This window comes from Leucothrix mucor DSM 2157, assembly GCF_000419525.1.
Taxonomy (GTDB): Bacteria; Pseudomonadota; Gammaproteobacteria; order Thiotrichales; family Thiotrichaceae; genus Leucothrix; species Leucothrix mucor.
Genome location: NZ_ATTE01000001.1, coordinates 4,586,561 through 4,602,255, shown reverse-complemented (window position 1 = coordinate 4,602,255; position 15,695 = coordinate 4,586,561). Strand labels below are relative to the sequence as shown.

General features: G+C 49.3%; 14 protein-coding genes. 5 read left to right on the top strand and 9 right to left on the bottom strand.

Annotation, left to right across the window (positions count from 1 at the left end; all coding sequences use genetic code 11):
• Nucleotides 1–26: 26 nt before the first annotated feature.
• The 6 genes from LEUMU_RS0121030 to LEUMU_RS0121005 all read right to left on the bottom strand — a co-directional run bounded on the left by LEUMU_RS0121030 (nucleotide 27) and on the right by LEUMU_RS0121005 (nucleotide 6,550).
• A complete protein-coding gene (locus LEUMU_RS0121030) occupies nucleotides 27–1,043 on the bottom strand; it encodes an ABC transporter ATP-binding protein (RefSeq protein ID WP_022954283.1) in 1,017 nt (338 codons plus the stop codon).
• A complete protein-coding gene (locus LEUMU_RS0121025) occupies nucleotides 1,036–2,016 on the bottom strand; it encodes an ABC transporter ATP-binding protein (protein ID WP_022954282.1) in 981 nt (326 codons plus the stop codon). The genes LEUMU_RS0121030 and LEUMU_RS0121025 overlap by 8 nt, the downstream gene beginning before the upstream one ends.
• Nucleotides 2,017–2,025: 9 nt before the next feature.
• A complete protein-coding gene (locus LEUMU_RS0121020) occupies nucleotides 2,026–2,994 on the bottom strand; it encodes an ABC transporter permease (protein ID WP_022954281.1) in 969 nt (322 codons plus the stop codon).
• Nucleotides 2,995–3,007: 13 nt separating this feature from the next.
• Nucleotides 3,008–3,982 carry an ABC transporter permease gene (locus tag LEUMU_RS0121015; RefSeq protein ID WP_022954280.1) on the bottom strand — a complete coding sequence of 325 codons (975 nt, stop codon included), beginning with the start codon at nucleotides 3,980–3,982 and terminating at the stop codon, nucleotides 3,008–3,010.
• Nucleotides 3,983–4,112: 130 nt separating this feature from the next.
• A complete protein-coding gene (locus tag LEUMU_RS0121010) occupies nucleotides 4,113–5,669 on the bottom strand; it encodes an ABC transporter substrate-binding protein (protein ID WP_022954279.1) in 1,557 nt (518 codons plus the stop codon).
• Between the two features lie 152 nt (nucleotides 5,670–5,821).
• The gene (locus LEUMU_RS0121005) at nucleotides 5,822–6,550 is read right to left on the bottom strand and encodes an efflux RND transporter permease subunit (protein WP_022954278.1); all 729 of its coding nucleotides are present in this window, start codon (nucleotides 6,548–6,550) and stop codon (nucleotides 5,822–5,824) included.
• A gap of 176 nt (nucleotides 6,551–6,726) precedes the next feature.
• Between LEUMU_RS0121005 and hemN the strand changes: the two genes are divergently transcribed.
• Together hemN and LEUMU_RS0120995 are read left to right on the top strand one after the other, a co-directional pair.
• Entirely contained in the window at nucleotides 6,727–8,127 is a 1,401-nt protein-coding gene (gene hemN / locus LEUMU_RS0121000) for an oxygen-independent coproporphyrinogen III oxidase (protein ID WP_022954277.1), read from the top strand.
• A 120-nt stretch (nucleotides 8,128–8,247) separates the two neighbouring features.
• Nucleotides 8,248–9,510 (top strand): formylglycine-generating enzyme family protein, encoded by a 1,263-nt coding sequence (locus LEUMU_RS0120995; protein WP_022954276.1) that lies wholly within the window; start codon nucleotides 8,248–8,250, stop codon nucleotides 9,508–9,510.
• Here the strand turns inward: LEUMU_RS0120995 and LEUMU_RS0120990 are convergent.
• Nucleotides 9,507–9,755: a hypothetical protein gene (locus LEUMU_RS0120990; RefSeq protein WP_022954275.1), complete on the bottom strand. Its 249-nt coding sequence runs from the start codon at nucleotides 9,753–9,755 to the stop codon at nucleotides 9,507–9,509. The two genes, LEUMU_RS0120995 and LEUMU_RS0120990, sit on opposite strands and share 4 nt — an antisense overlap.
• A 9-nt stretch (nucleotides 9,756–9,764) precedes the next feature.
• Complete coding sequence (locus LEUMU_RS0120985; protein WP_022954274.1) at nucleotides 9,765–11,576, bottom strand: Na/Pi cotransporter family protein; 1,812 nt, start codon at nucleotides 11,574–11,576, stop codon at nucleotides 9,765–9,767.
• A gap of 217 nt (nucleotides 11,577–11,793) precedes the next feature.
• On the opposite strand from LEUMU_RS0120985, the gene LEUMU_RS0120980 reads away from it, so the two are divergent.
• From LEUMU_RS0120980 to LEUMU_RS0120970, 3 genes are all read left to right on the top strand, one after another.
• Entirely contained in the window at nucleotides 11,794–13,215 is a 1,422-nt protein-coding gene (locus LEUMU_RS0120980; RefSeq protein WP_022954273.1) for a solute carrier family 23 protein, read from the top strand.
• Between the two features lie 173 nt (nucleotides 13,216–13,388).
• Nucleotides 13,389–14,162 (top strand): sulfite exporter TauE/SafE family protein, encoded by a 774-nt coding sequence (locus LEUMU_RS0120975; RefSeq protein ID WP_022954272.1) that lies wholly within the window; start codon nucleotides 13,389–13,391, stop codon nucleotides 14,160–14,162.
• Nucleotides 14,163–14,282: 120 nt separating this feature from the next.
• Entirely contained in the window at nucleotides 14,283–14,513 is a 231-nt protein-coding gene (locus tag LEUMU_RS0120970; RefSeq protein ID WP_022954271.1) for a TIGR02647 family protein, read from the top strand.
• Nucleotides 14,514–14,545: 32 nt separating this feature from the next.
• Here the strand turns inward: LEUMU_RS0120970 and LEUMU_RS0120965 are convergent, their stop codons facing one another.
• Entirely contained in the window at nucleotides 14,546–15,691 is a 1,146-nt protein-coding gene (locus tag LEUMU_RS0120965; protein WP_022954270.1) for a glycerate kinase, read from the bottom strand.
• Nucleotides 15,692–15,695: the final 4 nt, after the last annotated feature.

Sequence of the window (15,695 nt, the reverse complement as noted above, 5' to 3'; positions counted from 1 at the left end):
CGACTCCGGCAATCCCCATACTAAGCTTAAATACGCCCTTCCTCTACTGCATGGCAGGCCACGCCGCCGCCATCCACCTGACGCACTAAGGGAATCTCTTCCTTACAGCGCTGGTTAACGTGCGGGCAACGTCCGTGGAATACGCAACCACTCGGCAAATTTACCGGCGTTGGCACTTCACCGTGCAGCTTAATGTGCGGACGCTTTTTCGCATCCAAACGTGGAATCGCCGATAACAGCGCCTGCGTGTAAGGGTGCTTTGGCGTCGCAAACAAGTCAGCCGTTTTCGCCACTTCACACACCGTACCGAGATACATCACAGCAACCCGTGTTCCAAAGTGCTCAACCACCGACAAATCATGCGTGATAAACATATAGGTAAGATTACGTGCTTCCTGCGCTTCCATCAGCAAGTTCAGCACTTGCGCCTGAATCGACACATCCAGCGCCGAAATCGGCTCATCAGCCATAATGAACTCAGGGTCGACCGCTAAGGCCCGCGCAATACTAATACGCTGACGCTGACCACCGGAGAACTCATGCGAGAAACGCACGCCCCAGCCAGGGTCAATTCCGACCGACTCCATGACTTCGACGACTTTGTCCTTAACCTCATCTTCACTCCAACTAGGATTGTGAAAACGAATCGGCTCTTGCAGCGTCTTGTTAATGGTCATCCGCGGGTTGAGCGAGGCGTAAGGGTTCTGGAAAATCATCTGCATTTTCCGGCGATACGGCAGCAGTTCCTTAGCGCTTAAGTGATCAATGCGCTCGCCACGGTAATGAATTTCACCTTCGCTCGGTGTTAGCAAACCCATCACATTACGCGCGACAGTCGACTTTCCGCAGCCAGACTCACCCACGATACACAAGGCTTCGCCGGGCTTAACATCCAAGGTCACACCGTTGATGGCATGTACAAATTCCTGCTTACGAACGAGACGCCCGCCCTGAAACTTGATCTGATCTAAAAAGTCACCAGAGATTGAGAAACGTTTGTGCAGATTTTTAATTTCAACTAATGGCGCGGATGAATTACCCATGTGGCACCTCATTCTCCGGACTATACAAATGACAGGCTACTTTGACATCTTGCTGGAGTTGTAAGCCCGGCACCTGCGTTTTACAAACCTCAATCGCACGATCGCAACGCGCTCTAAACGCACAGCCATCAGGAATCGATTGCAGCGATGGCATAGAGCCCGGGATTTGATTCAAGCGTTGGCCAGGCGTTGTCATTTCCGGCAAAGCATTGATCAAACCGTGGGTATAAGGATGGCGCGCATTGTGAATAATTTCCTGCGTCGGGCCTTCCTCAATAATGCGTCCGGCGTACATCACCATGGTGCGTTGAGTAACTTCTGCCACCACGCCCAAGTCATGCGTAATCAGCATCAGCGCCACATTGTGCTCTTTGCACAAAGTGAGAATCAGATCCATGATCTCCGCCTGAATCGTCACATCCAGTGCCGTAGTCGGCTCATCCGCAATGATCAAATCAGGGTCGAGCAGCAAGCTAATCGCGATAACAATACGCTGGCGCATACCACCGGATAACTCATGCGGATACTGATCTAAACGCGTTTCCGGCGAGGGAATTTGCACCTGCTTGAGCTTATCCAAAGCAATCGCACGCGCTTCCGCTTTGCTAATCTTGCGATGCGCATGTAAGCACTCAACCATCTGAGCACCAATGGTGAGCACTGGGTTCAGCGTCATCATTGGGTCCTGAAAGATCATGGCAATGCGATTACCGCGAATGCTGCGCAGCTGCTTGTTATCCATCACTGCAAGGTTTTGATCTTCGTAAACCACTTCGCCATGCGTGATCGCACCGGGCTTACTAATCAAGTTAATAATCGAGAATCCCAGTACCGACTTTCCGGCACCTGACTCTCCCACCACACCCAAGCGCTCACCGCGCTCCAGTTTAAAACAGATATCCCGCAGTGCCGTCACTGCACCCTGTCTCAGGGCAAACTGCACTTCGAGATTATTGACCGATAATAATGGCATAAGTCTCTCCTAGCCTTTGTACAGTTTGGGGTTTAGCACATCACGCAGCCAGTCACCGAGTAGATTCATGACCAATACAATGGCGATTAGAATCACACCGGGAATCACTGAAATCCACCAAGAGCCTGATAGGATATACGCGAAACCACTGGAAATTAGCGAGCCTAATGACGGCTGCGACACCGGCATACCCAAGCCTAAGAACGACAAAGACGCCTCAGAGATAATCGCATTCGCGACCTGCACCGTGGAGATCACCAAAATCGGTGACAAGGTATTGGGCAAAATGTGGCGGAACATAATGCGTGGCGATGGCAAACCCATCACGCGTGCCGCATCCACATATTCCTTCTCTTTTTCAGCCAATACCGAGGCACGAATGGTGCGCGCATATTGCGGCCACTCGGCAATACCAATGACCAGTACCAGCATAATTACTGCCAGCTCCTGATACAGCTCTGCCCCAAAACTCGCTTGGAAAATCGCCAAGACAATAATCGCTACCATCAAAGTAGAGAACGATAATTGGATATCAGCCATACGCATTAACACGCTATCGACACGACCGCCGATATAGCCTGCGGCCAAGCCAAAAATGATGCCCAGAAAGGCCTGCAACATTACCGCACAGATACCAATCATTAGCGAGAGGCGCGTGCCATATAAAATGGTCGACCACATATCACGGCCTTGGGCATCCGTACCGAGCCAGAATCGTGAGTCGCCGCCCTCTTTCCAACTTGGCGGGATTTCCGAATCCATAATGTCGATGGCAGCCAGATCATAAGGGTCGAATGGCGCTAGAATCGGCGCGCACAACGCCATGATCACGGCGGTCAAAAACAGCAGGAAGCTAATCTGTGCCACACGGTCAGTTTTGAAACTGTGCCAAAAGTGCGAGCCAAGGAACCGCTTCATGCGGCTCGGGCGTTCACCGACCAATCGCTTAGCCGCTTTCTTTGTTGTGTTATCACTCATAGTATTCATCGCCTCACCGCTTTATCAGTTTGACGGTGGGATTAACCAAACCGTAAATCAGATCAACCAAGGTATTGGTAATCACAAAAATAGCCCCGACCACAATCAGGTACGCCACAATCAATGGGGTATCGACACGGTTAACAGCTTCCAGGAACAAGAAGCCCATACCCGGCCACTGAAACACGGTCTCAGTCAAAATGGTGTAAGCCACCATGGTTCCAATCTGTACCCCACCCACCGTAATAACCGGCAGCATGGTGTTTTTCAAAGCATGCAGAAAGTAGATACGCTTCGGTGAAATCCCTTTAGCCCAGGCAAATTTCACGTATTCCGACTGCAACACTTCCATCATTTCAGAGCGAATCAGTCGAATAAACAACGGCAACATAATCGAAGCCAGCGTGACGGATGGCAACACCAAATGCTTCAAGCCATCGGCCGTCAGCAGTACCGTGTCCCAGTTTTCAGTGATCTGATAGGTTTCACCACGCCCGTAGGATGGCATCCAACCTAGCTCAACTGAGAATAAGTATATGAGTCCGATGGCGGTCAGGAATACCGGCACAGAGATACCGACGGTACTGATCCCCATAATAATTTTGGAGGCGAAGTGTTTGGGGTGAATGGCGGTGAACACACCGAGCGGCACCGATAAACACACAATAATAATTGTCGCGCCAAACACCAACTCCAGCGTGGCCGGCAGCTTTTTCGCGATAACTTCTAAAGCAGGTTCTTTAAAAAAGTAGGAGGTGCCAAGGTCGCCCTGTACGGCCTTTTTGGCAAAGCGCCAGTACTGCACAAAAAACGGGTCGTTAAGCCCCATATCATCGCGCATGAGTTGACGTTCTTCTTCGGAGACGGACTGTCCCACCAGATCCCGGAGCGGGTCACCGAGATTATCTTGAATGGAAAAACTGATCACGCTGATAACGAACATCACGACCAGTCCTTGCATCAACCGCTTGAGCAAGAATGCAATCATTGAAATACTATCTTTTGAATTTGGGGAAGGCCGCTCACAGAGTAGTGAGGCCACTGTTGTTACAACAAACGATTATCGAAGGGCTTGCCGCCATGTCATAACGGCAAGCCCAACTGACTGTGTGGCTATCTTATTTTTTGATAACCAGATCGCCCAAGTATGGGAAATCCATTACGTTAAGCACTGGCTCGATGTCCACTTTCTTGTTCGCAGCCCATGCCAGGTTCTGCCAATGTAACGGCACGAAGGCACCATCGTCATACAACATTTGCTCGATCTTCTGCATGATCTCAGCACGCTTTTCAGGATCAACAATTGCATTCGCTTCAGCCATCATCTTGTCAGCTTCAGGGTTACAGTAGTTACCTGCGTTGTATTGACCAGCACCAGTCTCTTTGTTTGGACATGCAGTCAGGAACTCGAAGAAGTTATTACTATCTTCAGTATCTGAGTGCCAGCCGATCATCATCATGTCAGCAGCGCGCGCATCAAACTCGGGCCAGTACTGTGCTTTTGGCAGAGTCTTCAGCTCAACTTTGATCTTGATTTTTGCCAGCATAGAAGCCACTGCCTGAGCGATTTTGTCATCGTTCACGTAGCGGTTATTCGGTGCCATCATCGTCACGCTAAAGCCATCTTCATAGCCTGCTTCTTTCATCAGCTCTTGCGCTTTAGCCACATCATAACGTGGAACCAATGCTTCGTTGTGACCCAAGTAACCTGCAGGGCTCAACTGGCCAGATGCCGTCGCAAAACCTTTCATGATTTTGTCTACGATACCCACTTGATTGATTGCATAGTTAACCGCTAAGCGAACTTTAGGGTTCTTAAATGCTTCAACGCGTTCCTGATTCATCTGGAACGTGATAATCCGTGTACCACCCATGGTGATCAGATCAACTTTATCACTTGCCTTAATACGCTCATGATCGTTTGGTGGAACCGGTGCAATGAAATCCACATCGCCAGACAGCAGTGCTGCAACACGAGTTGGATCTTCTTTGATCGGTGTCAGAACGATTTTAGACACGTTACCTTTTGACTCGGTATCCCAGTAATCCGGATTACGAGCAAACTCAACTTTTACACCCTGCTCGCGGCTTGTTACCGTGAATGGGCCAGTACCGGATGAGTTACGTGATGCGAATGAATCACCCGCTTTTACGATGGCATCTTTCGGCTTACCGTTTTCATCCATGCCTTCGTAGAAAGCACTGTCCATTGGGAAGATGTAAGTCGCGTTGTTTAGTACCAATGGGAATGGCTTATCGGTAACCAAATCAACCGTGTAGTCATCAACCGCTTTAGCTTCTTTAAAGATGCTAAAGATACCTTTGAAGTCTGGGGATTCTTTCAAACGGTTAAAGGTAAACAGCACGTCTTTGGCTGTCATCTCGTTACCAGAATGGAATTTTACGCCCTTGCGCAGGAAGAAACGCATAGTGTTGTCGTCAACCTGCTCCCACTTTTCAGCAAGGCGAGGCTCGAAGCTTAAGTCTTTTGCCCAACGTACCAACGGATCAAAAGTCATATGGGAAAGCTGTAAAGTTCCACCTGAAAGCTGCTCTTGAGGGTCCATACTGACTGGGTCAGCATCGTAGGCCATTTTCAGGGTTTCAGCAGAAGCTGAAGCCATTAGCCCCATGCTCAGGAATGCGCTAGCAATCAGCGTTAAACGTTTTTTCATACTTCCATCTCCAAATAAGTAGAGTAATAAACTTAATCTTATATTCGCGATACAATATACCATCTATCTACATTTTGAATACTTATATTTACTAGTCAACTATATATCGAATACATGAATTTTTCGCCAATCAAAACTGTTTTGTCGGGTAATTACTCAGCCGGCAATTTCACACTAAAACCACTCCAGGCGAACTCACCTTCACTACCCTTCACGGTCCAACGTCCTTCAAAGCTTGAATAATTACCGTTAAAACCGAATGTTACATCGCCGCTTCCGTATCGGTCTTGCCAGCGACACTTTACTTCACGCGCACGGCTATCGGTACAGTTAGTCAAACGGCCATTGATCAGACGCGTTGGTTCACTCATGTAATACAGGCCAGCAGAAGTCCCCGTCGCAGGGTTAGAGGCCTTATTGAAGACGGTAATAATCGGCAAAAACTCATTTGAACTCTCAATTCTGCCTAAATATCGACCGGCAAATGAGCGCGGCGGAACGGCTCGAATCTGGTTTTGAATTACAGCTGAGTAGCTAACCGAAAAGCTGGTAATGCTGTCCGGCAATTGACCAAGGTTGCCCTCCAAGGCATTGCGTACCCGTTCCACGGCATCATTCGTGGCGTTCTCGGTCGGCCCGAAACTCACACTAATGGACGCCTCGCCATCGCTGGATTTTGCGGAGATCAGTTTCACCCCATCCAAACTGCGCATCAAGACCTCGACAGGCGCCGAAATCGTACTGGCCACAGCATCGGCATCTAACTCGCTGACAACAATCTCAACTACCACAACACTTTCAGCATCTTCAGCCTGTACATTAAGTACACACACGAAAAGCAATACGAAGGAGGCCAATAGGGTCTTGAAATTTGCCATCATTTATCTCGCTCCATAGTTCAGGTAATCAGTCTTGAGATTCGCACAAGCAGCACAAGTAGACAAGAAAATAAGCAATCATTTCAGACAAGCTCCAACAAATTGATTTACATCAAAGCCAGCCAATCCCCTTTAACAGTAGCATAAGCCTTTATTTTGAGCGCATAGGGGCACTTCTAATGTCACTGGACTTTAATCTTGATCTGCTAGAAAAATACGATACGCAAGGTCCACGGTATACCTCCTACCCGACTGCGCCCGAGTTTGTGGGTAATTTCGGTCAGCAGGACTACATTCGCCATGCCAGCAACAGCAATGACGAGCTGATTCCGCGGCCACTATCGCTCTATATTCACATTCCTTTTTGTCACTCGCTTTGCTACTACTGCGGCTGCAACAAAATTGTGACGCAAAATCCGGATAAGGCCGAGCTATACCTCGAATACCTATTTCGTGAAATCGAAATGCAAAGCCGCTTATTTGCCTCCGACCGCTTAGTCACTCAAATTCATTTAGGCGGCGGCACACCGAACTTCCTAAGCACGGAACAGCACCGCGAATTGCTGAGCATGATCGCGCGCCACTTCCACTTAAGCTATCCGGAAGACTTAGAAATCAGTATTGAGATCGATCCGCGCTTTGCCAGCTACACCGATATTAACGAGCTCGCGACATTGGGCTTTAACCGCATCAGCATTGGCGTGCAGGATTACACCACCGAAGTGCAGCATGCCATTAACCGTGTACAAAGCCGTGAACAAGTCGATACCGTCTTTGATGCTGCGCGCTCCAGCGGTGTGGAATCCATTTCAGTAGATTTGGTGGCAGGCCTACCCTTCCAAACCCGCGAAAGCTTCCGTGACACCTTGCAACAAGTCGTGGACTCCGGCGCCGATCGCATTGCCATTTACGGCTTTGCCTTTATGCCTAACCGGATTCGCGCTCAAAAACTGATTGACCCTAAGTCACTGCCAGACCGTGACACGCGCTTAGCCATTAGCCGCGACACCATCGAGTTTTTAACCGATGCGGGCTACGTGCATATTGGTATGGATCACTTTGCGCGCCCCAGCGACTCGCTGTCAATCGCACTGAAAAATCACAGCCTGCAGCGCAATTTCCAAGGCTATGCCACGCATTCCGAATGTGACCAAATCGGACTTGGCGTTAGCTCCATTAGTAAAGTGGGCAATGCTTACAGCCAAAATTCCAGCTCATTGCCTGAGTATTATGCGCACCTTGATGCGGGTGAATTACCCATCCAACGCGGCGTCAGCCTAAGCAAGGATGACATGATTCGCGCACGCGTGATTCAGCAGATTATGTGCCAGCAAACCGTGGACTATGCTCCGATTGAATCGGAGTTTGGAATCGACTTTGCTGAGTACTTTAATGATGAGCTCTACAAGCTCTCTCATTTTGAAAAAGATGGCCTGATTCATCAGGAAGCGGAGCGCTTTAGTATTAGCAATGCAGGACGTTATTTCTTACGCAATATTGCCATGACGTTTGATCGCTACTTAGCCATTCAACTGCAGGACAAAGACAATCAGGTGCTCCGCTTCTCCAGAACCATCTAAAACAAGCCCGAAAATAATAATTAATTACAATCTAACATAAGGTTTTTGAACAGGAGTTCTGATAAGCTACTGCGGTATATAAGCTAACAACGCTTTTCTCAGGACGAGTTCAGGACTGTAATGACCGATAAGGATGTTAGACAAGAGCTAATTACGCAGGAAGAAGCGGAACATTGGAAAAAAGTTCTGCGCGGCGAGCTAACACCTGAAGAAAACGATAATGCCCAACGCGAAGCCGACATGATTCGCAGCTATCTGATTAAACGCGATCAGGATAAAGCGATTCAATCGCTGGCCCTGGATGATATTCGCAATGATATTTCTCCAGAGCAATCGAGGCTTATTTACCGGCAAGCGAGCCAAGCTATCCATAAACGCGCATCTCCAAACAGACTGGGGCAACTCATGCCTTATCTACTTGGCGCGCTAGTTGGTGCATCGGTGGTTATCTTTACCTACCTATTAGTGGCCGATGAGCAAGACTCGCCAACGGCCTTAGCCACGGCCAACCTTGATAACTCACGGCTAAACAACGGCGATTACCGTATTGCAAAACCAGGCGAAGCACCCGACAAATACCCCAATATGCTCCCCATGCCTGCTGGCAGATTTACCATGGGCTGCAGCGCCGGCTGGGATAATGGCCTTGGTTGTAAACGTGATGAATACCCACCGCATGATGTTTCCATCGAGCCCTTTGATATTGCGCAGCACGAAGTCACGGTTAGCCAATTTGAATACTTTGTCGAAAGCACTAATTACAAAACCACCGCCGAAGCCAATGGTCAGGGTTGCGGCCAAATCAATGCCATCAACCACTCTCCAAATCCAATTGAACAACGCCAAACTAACTGGCGCACACCAGGCTTCACTCAGGAAAGCCAGTTTCCGGTGACTTGTGTTAGCTGGGAAGATGCGCATGCCTATATCGACTGGCTAAGCCTGCAACTGGGCGAACAGTACCGGCTACCCAGCGAAGCCGAATGGGAATATGCAGCACGCGGCAGGCTAGCGACAGCTTTTTATTGGGGTGGCCAGCCAGACCCGAAACATGCCAATTACAGCGCCGAAGCCAAATACAATAACTGGACCCATACCGCGCCAGTTGGCAGCTATCCAGCAAACGAATTCGCTCTGCATGATATGGCGGGCAATGTGGCAGAGTGGATAGAGGATTGCTCCCACCGCACGTATACATTTGCGCCAAACGATGGCAGCGCATGGACTGAGCTCTGTGCAGATATTAATGTGCGAGTATTACGGGGTGGTGCCTGGAACAGCCGTGGGCAAGATATTCGCTCCGCCAACCGGGAGTTCGCCGATAAAGCAACCAGTCGTCCGAACTTCGGCTTTCGGGTTGCTCGCAGTTACACGCCTAACTAGTTGAGTTCGCGCTCCAGCTTTTTAACCTTTTTTAGCTGCGCACGAATCACTTCCAGCTTGCCCTCGATCGTATCGCGACGCGCCAGATTAATACTCTTTCTCAGCTTACGATGGTAATGCGCTTTTTTCTCAACCAGCGCAATCCGTAGCTTACGCAGCTCTGACTTTTCAACGCGCTCGCCATCTTCATCATTCAGGCGATCCATCATGGTATTAAACGCTTCACGGAGTTGTTTAAACTTCATAGTATTCCCTTAAGGTTTCTGCGAGCGGCTGATCTCCTCAACTTCCTCTGGGCTTAACATCACTTCCTGAACCACTTCAGTGACTCTTTCATTATGCGTCGTCAGCAAAGTTTGTGTAATAGAAATCAACTTATTTGCTGAATCCTGTGCATATTTCGAGTCATTCAGTAAGGAAGTCGCCATCATTGATGAAATCTGCCCTTTTCGCAGTAACTCACTGACCCGTCGGTTTATTCGCATATCGGCCTCGGCTGACTCCACTTTAAGCTCATCCAATTCCAATACCGACAGGGCATCGTCGGCCATATCCCTGGCCCGGTAAATCTGGCGGAGAATCGTCGCAATTCTCAACCGAAGCTGATTGTACTCACCTTGTATGACAGAATTATGAGAGAGCATAAAGCGATTGGTATTTTTCCGTAAGTGCTTAATATCTTTCACACTTTCAACGACATCCGAGGCCGCCATACTCAGTTTCAGCAACTCCCCTGAATATTTTTCAGGCATACTATGCGCATTCGCCTTGGCAGTAAACTCAATAATGGCGGCGTATAAGGTTTTAACTTTGTTCTCATACACCTCATCGAGATCAAAAATAATCAGCTCGCGGTCTTTAGCAATCACAGAACCTAATTCTTCATTCCCCAGAATTTGATGCTGCCGTAAATTAATACCATGGGCAATAATCTCAAAGGCTGAATCCAGCAAGTGCCAGGTTTCATTTTTAACCGCCGTCAGCATGGTTTCCGGAAAATCTATCACCGATGAATTCAGGAATTTCGGCGCGGTAAGCGCTTTGGTACGAGCCGGTAAATAACGAACCAGCGCGGCAGCTAATTGCTTAATAAACGGCGTCATCACCAGTACGCCAGTGAGATTAAACAGCGTGTGGAACATGGCTAGCTTTTGGGTGTAGTTATCGGCGGCGATACCGACTTGCAAGCTCAACCAATCCACCGCTTGCATAAACTGCTGCAAGCCAGCAATTGCGATCAGGCCAGTAATCACATTAAACAGTAAATGCGCACCTGCCAGCCGCCGACCTTCCACATTTGCGCCGATGGCACTGATTAATGCCGTAATGGTGGTGCCGACATTCGCACCAATGGCCAGCGCCAACGCATTGTCATAGGTGATTTGAGATGAGGCTAAAGCGGTTAAAATCAGCACCATGGTGGCGTGGCTGGATTGCATCACCACAGTCGCTAGCGCGCCAATCCCTGCAAATAAAAACAAACCGGCATAGCCATCAACACTCAGCGCCGAGAGATCAAAATGCCCTTTAAAGACCTCAAAGCCTTCCTTCATGTAGTGAATGCCGAGGAATAAAAAGCCCAAGCCTGCCAGCACCGAGCCAATCCCTTTGGCGTAGCGCGACTTTTGGAAATTCAGCACGATACCAAACACCAGCATGGGCATGGCATAAGCTGAGATATCCACCTTTAAGCCAAAGCTAGCCACCAGCCACGCGCCGGTTGTGGTGCCTATATTAGCCCCGAAAATAATCCCGATACCTGCCACCAGACTAATCAAGCCCGCACTTAAAAATGAAATCGTCACCACAGAGACTAAGGAGCTGGACTGCATGAGCGTAGTCGACACCATCCCGAAACTCAGGCTTTTTAAAGTGGTATTGGTGCTTTTAGCGAGGATGCGCTCCAACATGCCACCGGTGAACGCTTTAAAGCCCTCCTCCAGAAACAACATGCCGAATAAGAAAATCGCCACACCCGCCGCAATCTCTTTAAACGCAGGGCTAATCCAAAAGCCATACGCGAGAATCAGCAGAATGATTGGTAATAGTATTTTTTTTAAAATCATTATTAGAGGTCAGGTTAGGTCAATTACTTTGCCACAACAGCCATAGTTATCATCCTATCATTGATGCAGCAAAATTCCTCCTATTCAGGTGGTTCTCTGGCTGAGATTACATTCCGTTACAATCCCGCAATCTTTTGGCAAAACTCTTCGCGTACTCTGCCGCCGTTAACAACTTATGCACCAGCATAAGCGCTATAACTTTTGAGGAGAGTAGGAAATGCAACTAATTAAACGCAAGGAAGGCGAGCAGCAGCCTTATTGGCCGCTCGGGCCGTTCCATGTTCGACTGCCGTTTATTCATTACCGCTGGGAAGCCGCGGAAATGATTCAAGGCACCATTATGTTTGTCGTCGGTCTGGCGATGATTCCCCTGCTAGAGCGCACGCTTGGCATTCCTTATGAAGCCGCACTGGCCTTTACCTTTGTAGCAGGCTTGCTGTATACCTTGCCCGCGCTGCTGGGTGTACCGTTGGTTCCAGGTTGGATTACGCCCGCGATTCCGGTTGTGCTGGTGTATCTCAATGGCTTTGAGCCCGGCCCCGATGCCATACAAGCCTTATTTGCCTTGCAGATTGAGGTGGCGATTATCTTCTTTATTCTCGGGGTCACGCGGCTTGGCTCCAAGCTGGTTGAGATCATTCCCAACTCCTTGAAATCAGGCATTATTATTGGTGCCGGTATTGCCGCACTTATGGGGGAGCTAAAAGTCGGTGGCCGTATTGGTGGCACGCCAATCTCATTGATTTTAGGTGCAGTTATCTCAGCCTACATACTGTTCTCACTATCGTTTAAGAACCTCACCGAAAACCATCCGATTGCCCGCAAAATTGCCAACTTCGGCATGGTTCCGGGTATGGTATTGGCGATGCTGATCGGTTGGGCTGTTGGCGAATACCCGCTGCCTAGCATCGAATGGGGTATTACCCAGCCAAACTTCCCGCTGCTCTCTGAGTACTTAGTATTTAACGTCGGCTTCCCGAACTGGGATGTGTACCTGATTGCGATTCCAACCGCCATTATTGCCTACGTCATTGCTTTTGGTGACATTGTTATCGGCTTTACCTTGGTTAAGCGTATCGATCACCTGCGTACCGATGAGAAGATCGATATGAGTATCGACCGCGTTCACTTGGTGACTGGTATTCGTAACTTAGTCCATTCATTCTTTGCCCCTTGGCCTGGTCTGGCGGGTCCACTTTGGACTGCTGCACACGCGACCGTTGCTGAGCGTTATGCGATCGGCCGTAAGTCTATGGACTCGATTTACAGTGGTGGCGGTACCTTCTGGATTACCGGTTTAATCGCACTGTTTATCTTGCCACTGGTAACCCTGTTTAAACCTGTACTGCCCATTGCTTTATCGCTAACGCTAATCCTGACTGCTTACATTTGTATTATGGTCGGTATGGAGCAGCTTAAAACCTCGGTGGAGCGTGGTGTGGCGGGTATCGTTGCGGTAACACTGGCAATGCCCGATCCAAAATCAACTATCTTTGCGGTAGTCATTGGACTGGTACTGTACTTCTTTATTGAGCGTCCTACCCTGCTGGGTAAAAATGCCAAAACGGAAGATGAAGCGGAAACTACTGCAGTAGAGCCTGAAGTAGCCGATACAAGCGTAGCCAAAGCTAACAGCTAACAGCTAACAGCTAAAGCTAACAAACAGTTTAGCCTGCAACACGCTTCAATGTTTGATCCTAAAGGGTGCTACCACAGCACCCTTTTTGATGGGTACAGATTCGATTTCTCATAGTCTTTTCACCCAAGCACGGCATACCATAGCTGCTCCCAACCCCTTGCCGGAGCACCACCGTGTCATTGCTTAATAGCTTGCTCGACCAGCTGTTTATATCCTCCCCCTTAGAGCTCATCATTTTACTGCTGATCATTCTGATGGCGTCCATTGTGCGCGGGGCAATTGGCTTTGGTTTTTCAGCCCTTTTAGTCGCCAGTACCAGCTTTTGGCTGCCACCGGTATCCGTTGTGACCATGACGGTAGTGCTGGAAGTCGTGGCCAGCCTAATGATGATGCGCAATGTCAAAACCGACATTCAATATCGCTTACTCATCCCACTAGCGGCCGGCACCACATTCGCCTCAATGTTTGGGGTTTACCTGCTTTCGATTATTAATCCCGACCTGCTGCAACTGTTGATCGCTAGCTACCTCTCCGTCATTTGCGTACTCAGCCTGATCCAATTTCGCTTTAAACCCGAGCCATCCGCCATCCGCTTAGTTATCGTCGGCAGCTTGGCCGGTTTGTTTAATGGATTAGCCGCCATCGGTGGCGTATTAATTGCCTTATTCCTGACAGGCTCTGGGATTACCGTGAGTAGAATCCGCGCCACCATGGTGATTTACTTCTTCATCAGCGAAGCCGCATTTATGGCCGGTGCAATACTAAGTGACGTGTATTCCAAAGAGATTTTCTATACCTCACTGGTCGCTATTCCAGTGATGTTTGTGGGGATTCACTACGGCACGCGCCTGTTCAATTATTTACCGGAGGCCAAATTGCGGCGCATGGTGTTGGTCGCGCTCATACTGATTTCCGGCATTGGTTTGATCAAAACATTGGTCACCTGATCGCATCCTGAAAATGCTGTAATTTTAAACCCAACATTTCAACTGATTCATCAGCAGCTTTCAGCTATGATGGAGCCATTGTCGCAAGACAATCCGACCAATTAGGAGCAGGAGAAAATTATGCCAATACACGATCAGCTGGAAGAAGTTAAGCTACTGACACAGTTCAATCTAGAGTCTGCAGCGACCGGCATCAAAGTTCATTCCCATGAAGCCCCGCAAGAATTAGTTGCAGCCGCCGCCCGATTGTTTGAAAAAGGCTTAACCGACCAAGTTGACGGTGGTTATTTAACCGAACGCGGTATCGAAGCAGCGAATCACGCGCAGACGCTGATACGACTACTGTCGTAAATTCTGCCCGACTGCCGGAGCGATCGCATCACTCAGGCAGTCATCCCACCCAGCTTTAGGCTCATCGCCACATTTCGCGCGGTACGACACAAATTAGCATCCGCCTCGGCTAAGGCCGTTTCCAGCGTTACCACTCCCGGTACCACACTAAAAATTGCATCAATCCCGTGCTCATGAACCACGTGCGCATCAGCCGCTACCGAGCCAGCTAAGGCAATCACCGGAATATTACCCGCCGCTTTGGCGCGCTTACTCACACCCACTGGCGTTTTACCACGAACGGTTTGGCTATCGATACGCCCTTCGCCGGTAATCACTAGCGAGGCACCTTGTATTTTCTCCTCAAACGACACCGCATCCAACACAATATCGATACCGCTTTTCAGGGTTGCATCTAAGAAACCTAAGAACGCCGCACCTAAACCACCCGCCGCGCCCGCACCGGGAATATTCACAATATCTTTGCCAGTAGCCGCTAAAACAACTTCAGCGAAGTGTGCGAGGTTTTTATCTAACTCAGCCACCAACTCAGGCGTTGCACCCTTTTGTGGGCCGAATATGGCAGACGCGCCATTGTCACCAATTAATGGGTTATCAACATCGCAAGCGACATCAAATTTTACGTCCGCCAGCCGCGTGTCCATTTGGCTCAGGTCGATGCTGTGCAGTTGCGCTAAGCCAGCGCCGCCAGCAGCAATATCATTACCTTGCGCATCCAGCAGTTTAACGCCTAGTGCTTGCAGCATACCCGCGCCACCATCATTGGTCGCACTACCGCCTAAGCCAACAATAATGTGTTTTGCACCGCGATCCAGCGCCGCCAAAATCAGCTCACCAGTGCCACGTGTTGTGGCCGCCAGTGGATCACGTTGTTGTGGGGTAATTAAGTCCAAACCAGAGGCTGCAGCGGTTTCAACCACCGCTGTAATACCATCACCGAGTTGACCCCAAAAGGCTTCAACTTGCTCACCTAACGGACCAGTCGCCAATTGCGTAAAGCGCTGGCCACCGGTTGCTGCCACTAAAGAGTCCGTCGTGCCTTCGCCACCATCGGCAACCGGCACTAACACCAACTCGGCGTTGGGAAATATTTCCTGAAAACCACGGCCAATTGCCTGAGCAACGCCTTCGGCGGATAAACTTTCTTTAAACGAGTCCGGTGCGACAACAATTTTCATGGAA

Bases quoted from the DNA above. Each gene is read 5' to 3' on its own strand.
- LEUMU_RS0121030 (WP_022954283.1), bottom strand. From the start codon at position 1,043: ATGGGTAATTCATCCGCGCCATTAGTTGAAATTAAAAATCTGCACAAA.
- LEUMU_RS0121025 (WP_022954282.1), bottom strand. From the start codon at position 2,016: ATGCCATTATTATCGGTCAATAATCTCGAAGTGCAGTTTGCCCTGAGA.
- LEUMU_RS0121020 (WP_022954281.1), bottom strand. From the start codon at position 2,994: ATGAGTGATAACACAACAAAGAAAGCGGCTAAGCGATTGGTCGGTGAA.
- LEUMU_RS0121015 (WP_022954280.1), bottom strand. From the start codon at position 3,982: ATGATTGCATTCTTGCTCAAGCGGTTGATGCAAGGACTGGTCGTGATG.
- LEUMU_RS0121010 (WP_022954279.1), bottom strand. From the start codon at position 5,669: ATGAAAAAACGTTTAACGCTGATTGCTAGCGCATTCCTGAGCATGGGG.
- LEUMU_RS0121005 (WP_022954278.1), bottom strand. From the start codon at position 6,550: ATGATGGCAAATTTCAAGACCCTATTGGCCTCCTTCGTATTGCTTTTC.
- hemN (WP_022954277.1), top strand. From the start codon at position 6,727: ATGTCACTGGACTTTAATCTTGATCTGCTAGAAAAATACGATACGCAA.
- LEUMU_RS0120995 (WP_022954276.1), top strand. From the start codon at position 8,248: ATGACCGATAAGGATGTTAGACAAGAGCTAATTACGCAGGAAGAAGCG.
- LEUMU_RS0120990 (WP_022954275.1), bottom strand. From the start codon at position 9,755: ATGAAGTTTAAACAACTCCGTGAAGCGTTTAATACCATGATGGATCGC.
- LEUMU_RS0120985 (WP_022954274.1), bottom strand. From the start codon at position 11,576: ATGATTTTAAAAAAAATACTATTACCAATCATTCTGCTGATTCTCGCG.
- LEUMU_RS0120980 (WP_022954273.1), top strand. From the start codon at position 11,794: ATGCAACTAATTAAACGCAAGGAAGGCGAGCAGCAGCCTTATTGGCCG.
- LEUMU_RS0120970 (WP_022954271.1), top strand. From the start codon at position 14,283: ATGCCAATACACGATCAGCTGGAAGAAGTTAAGCTACTGACACAGTTC.
- LEUMU_RS0120965 (WP_022954270.1), bottom strand. From the start codon at position 15,691: ATGAAAATTGTTGTCGCACCGGACTCGTTTAAAGAAAGTTTATCCGCC.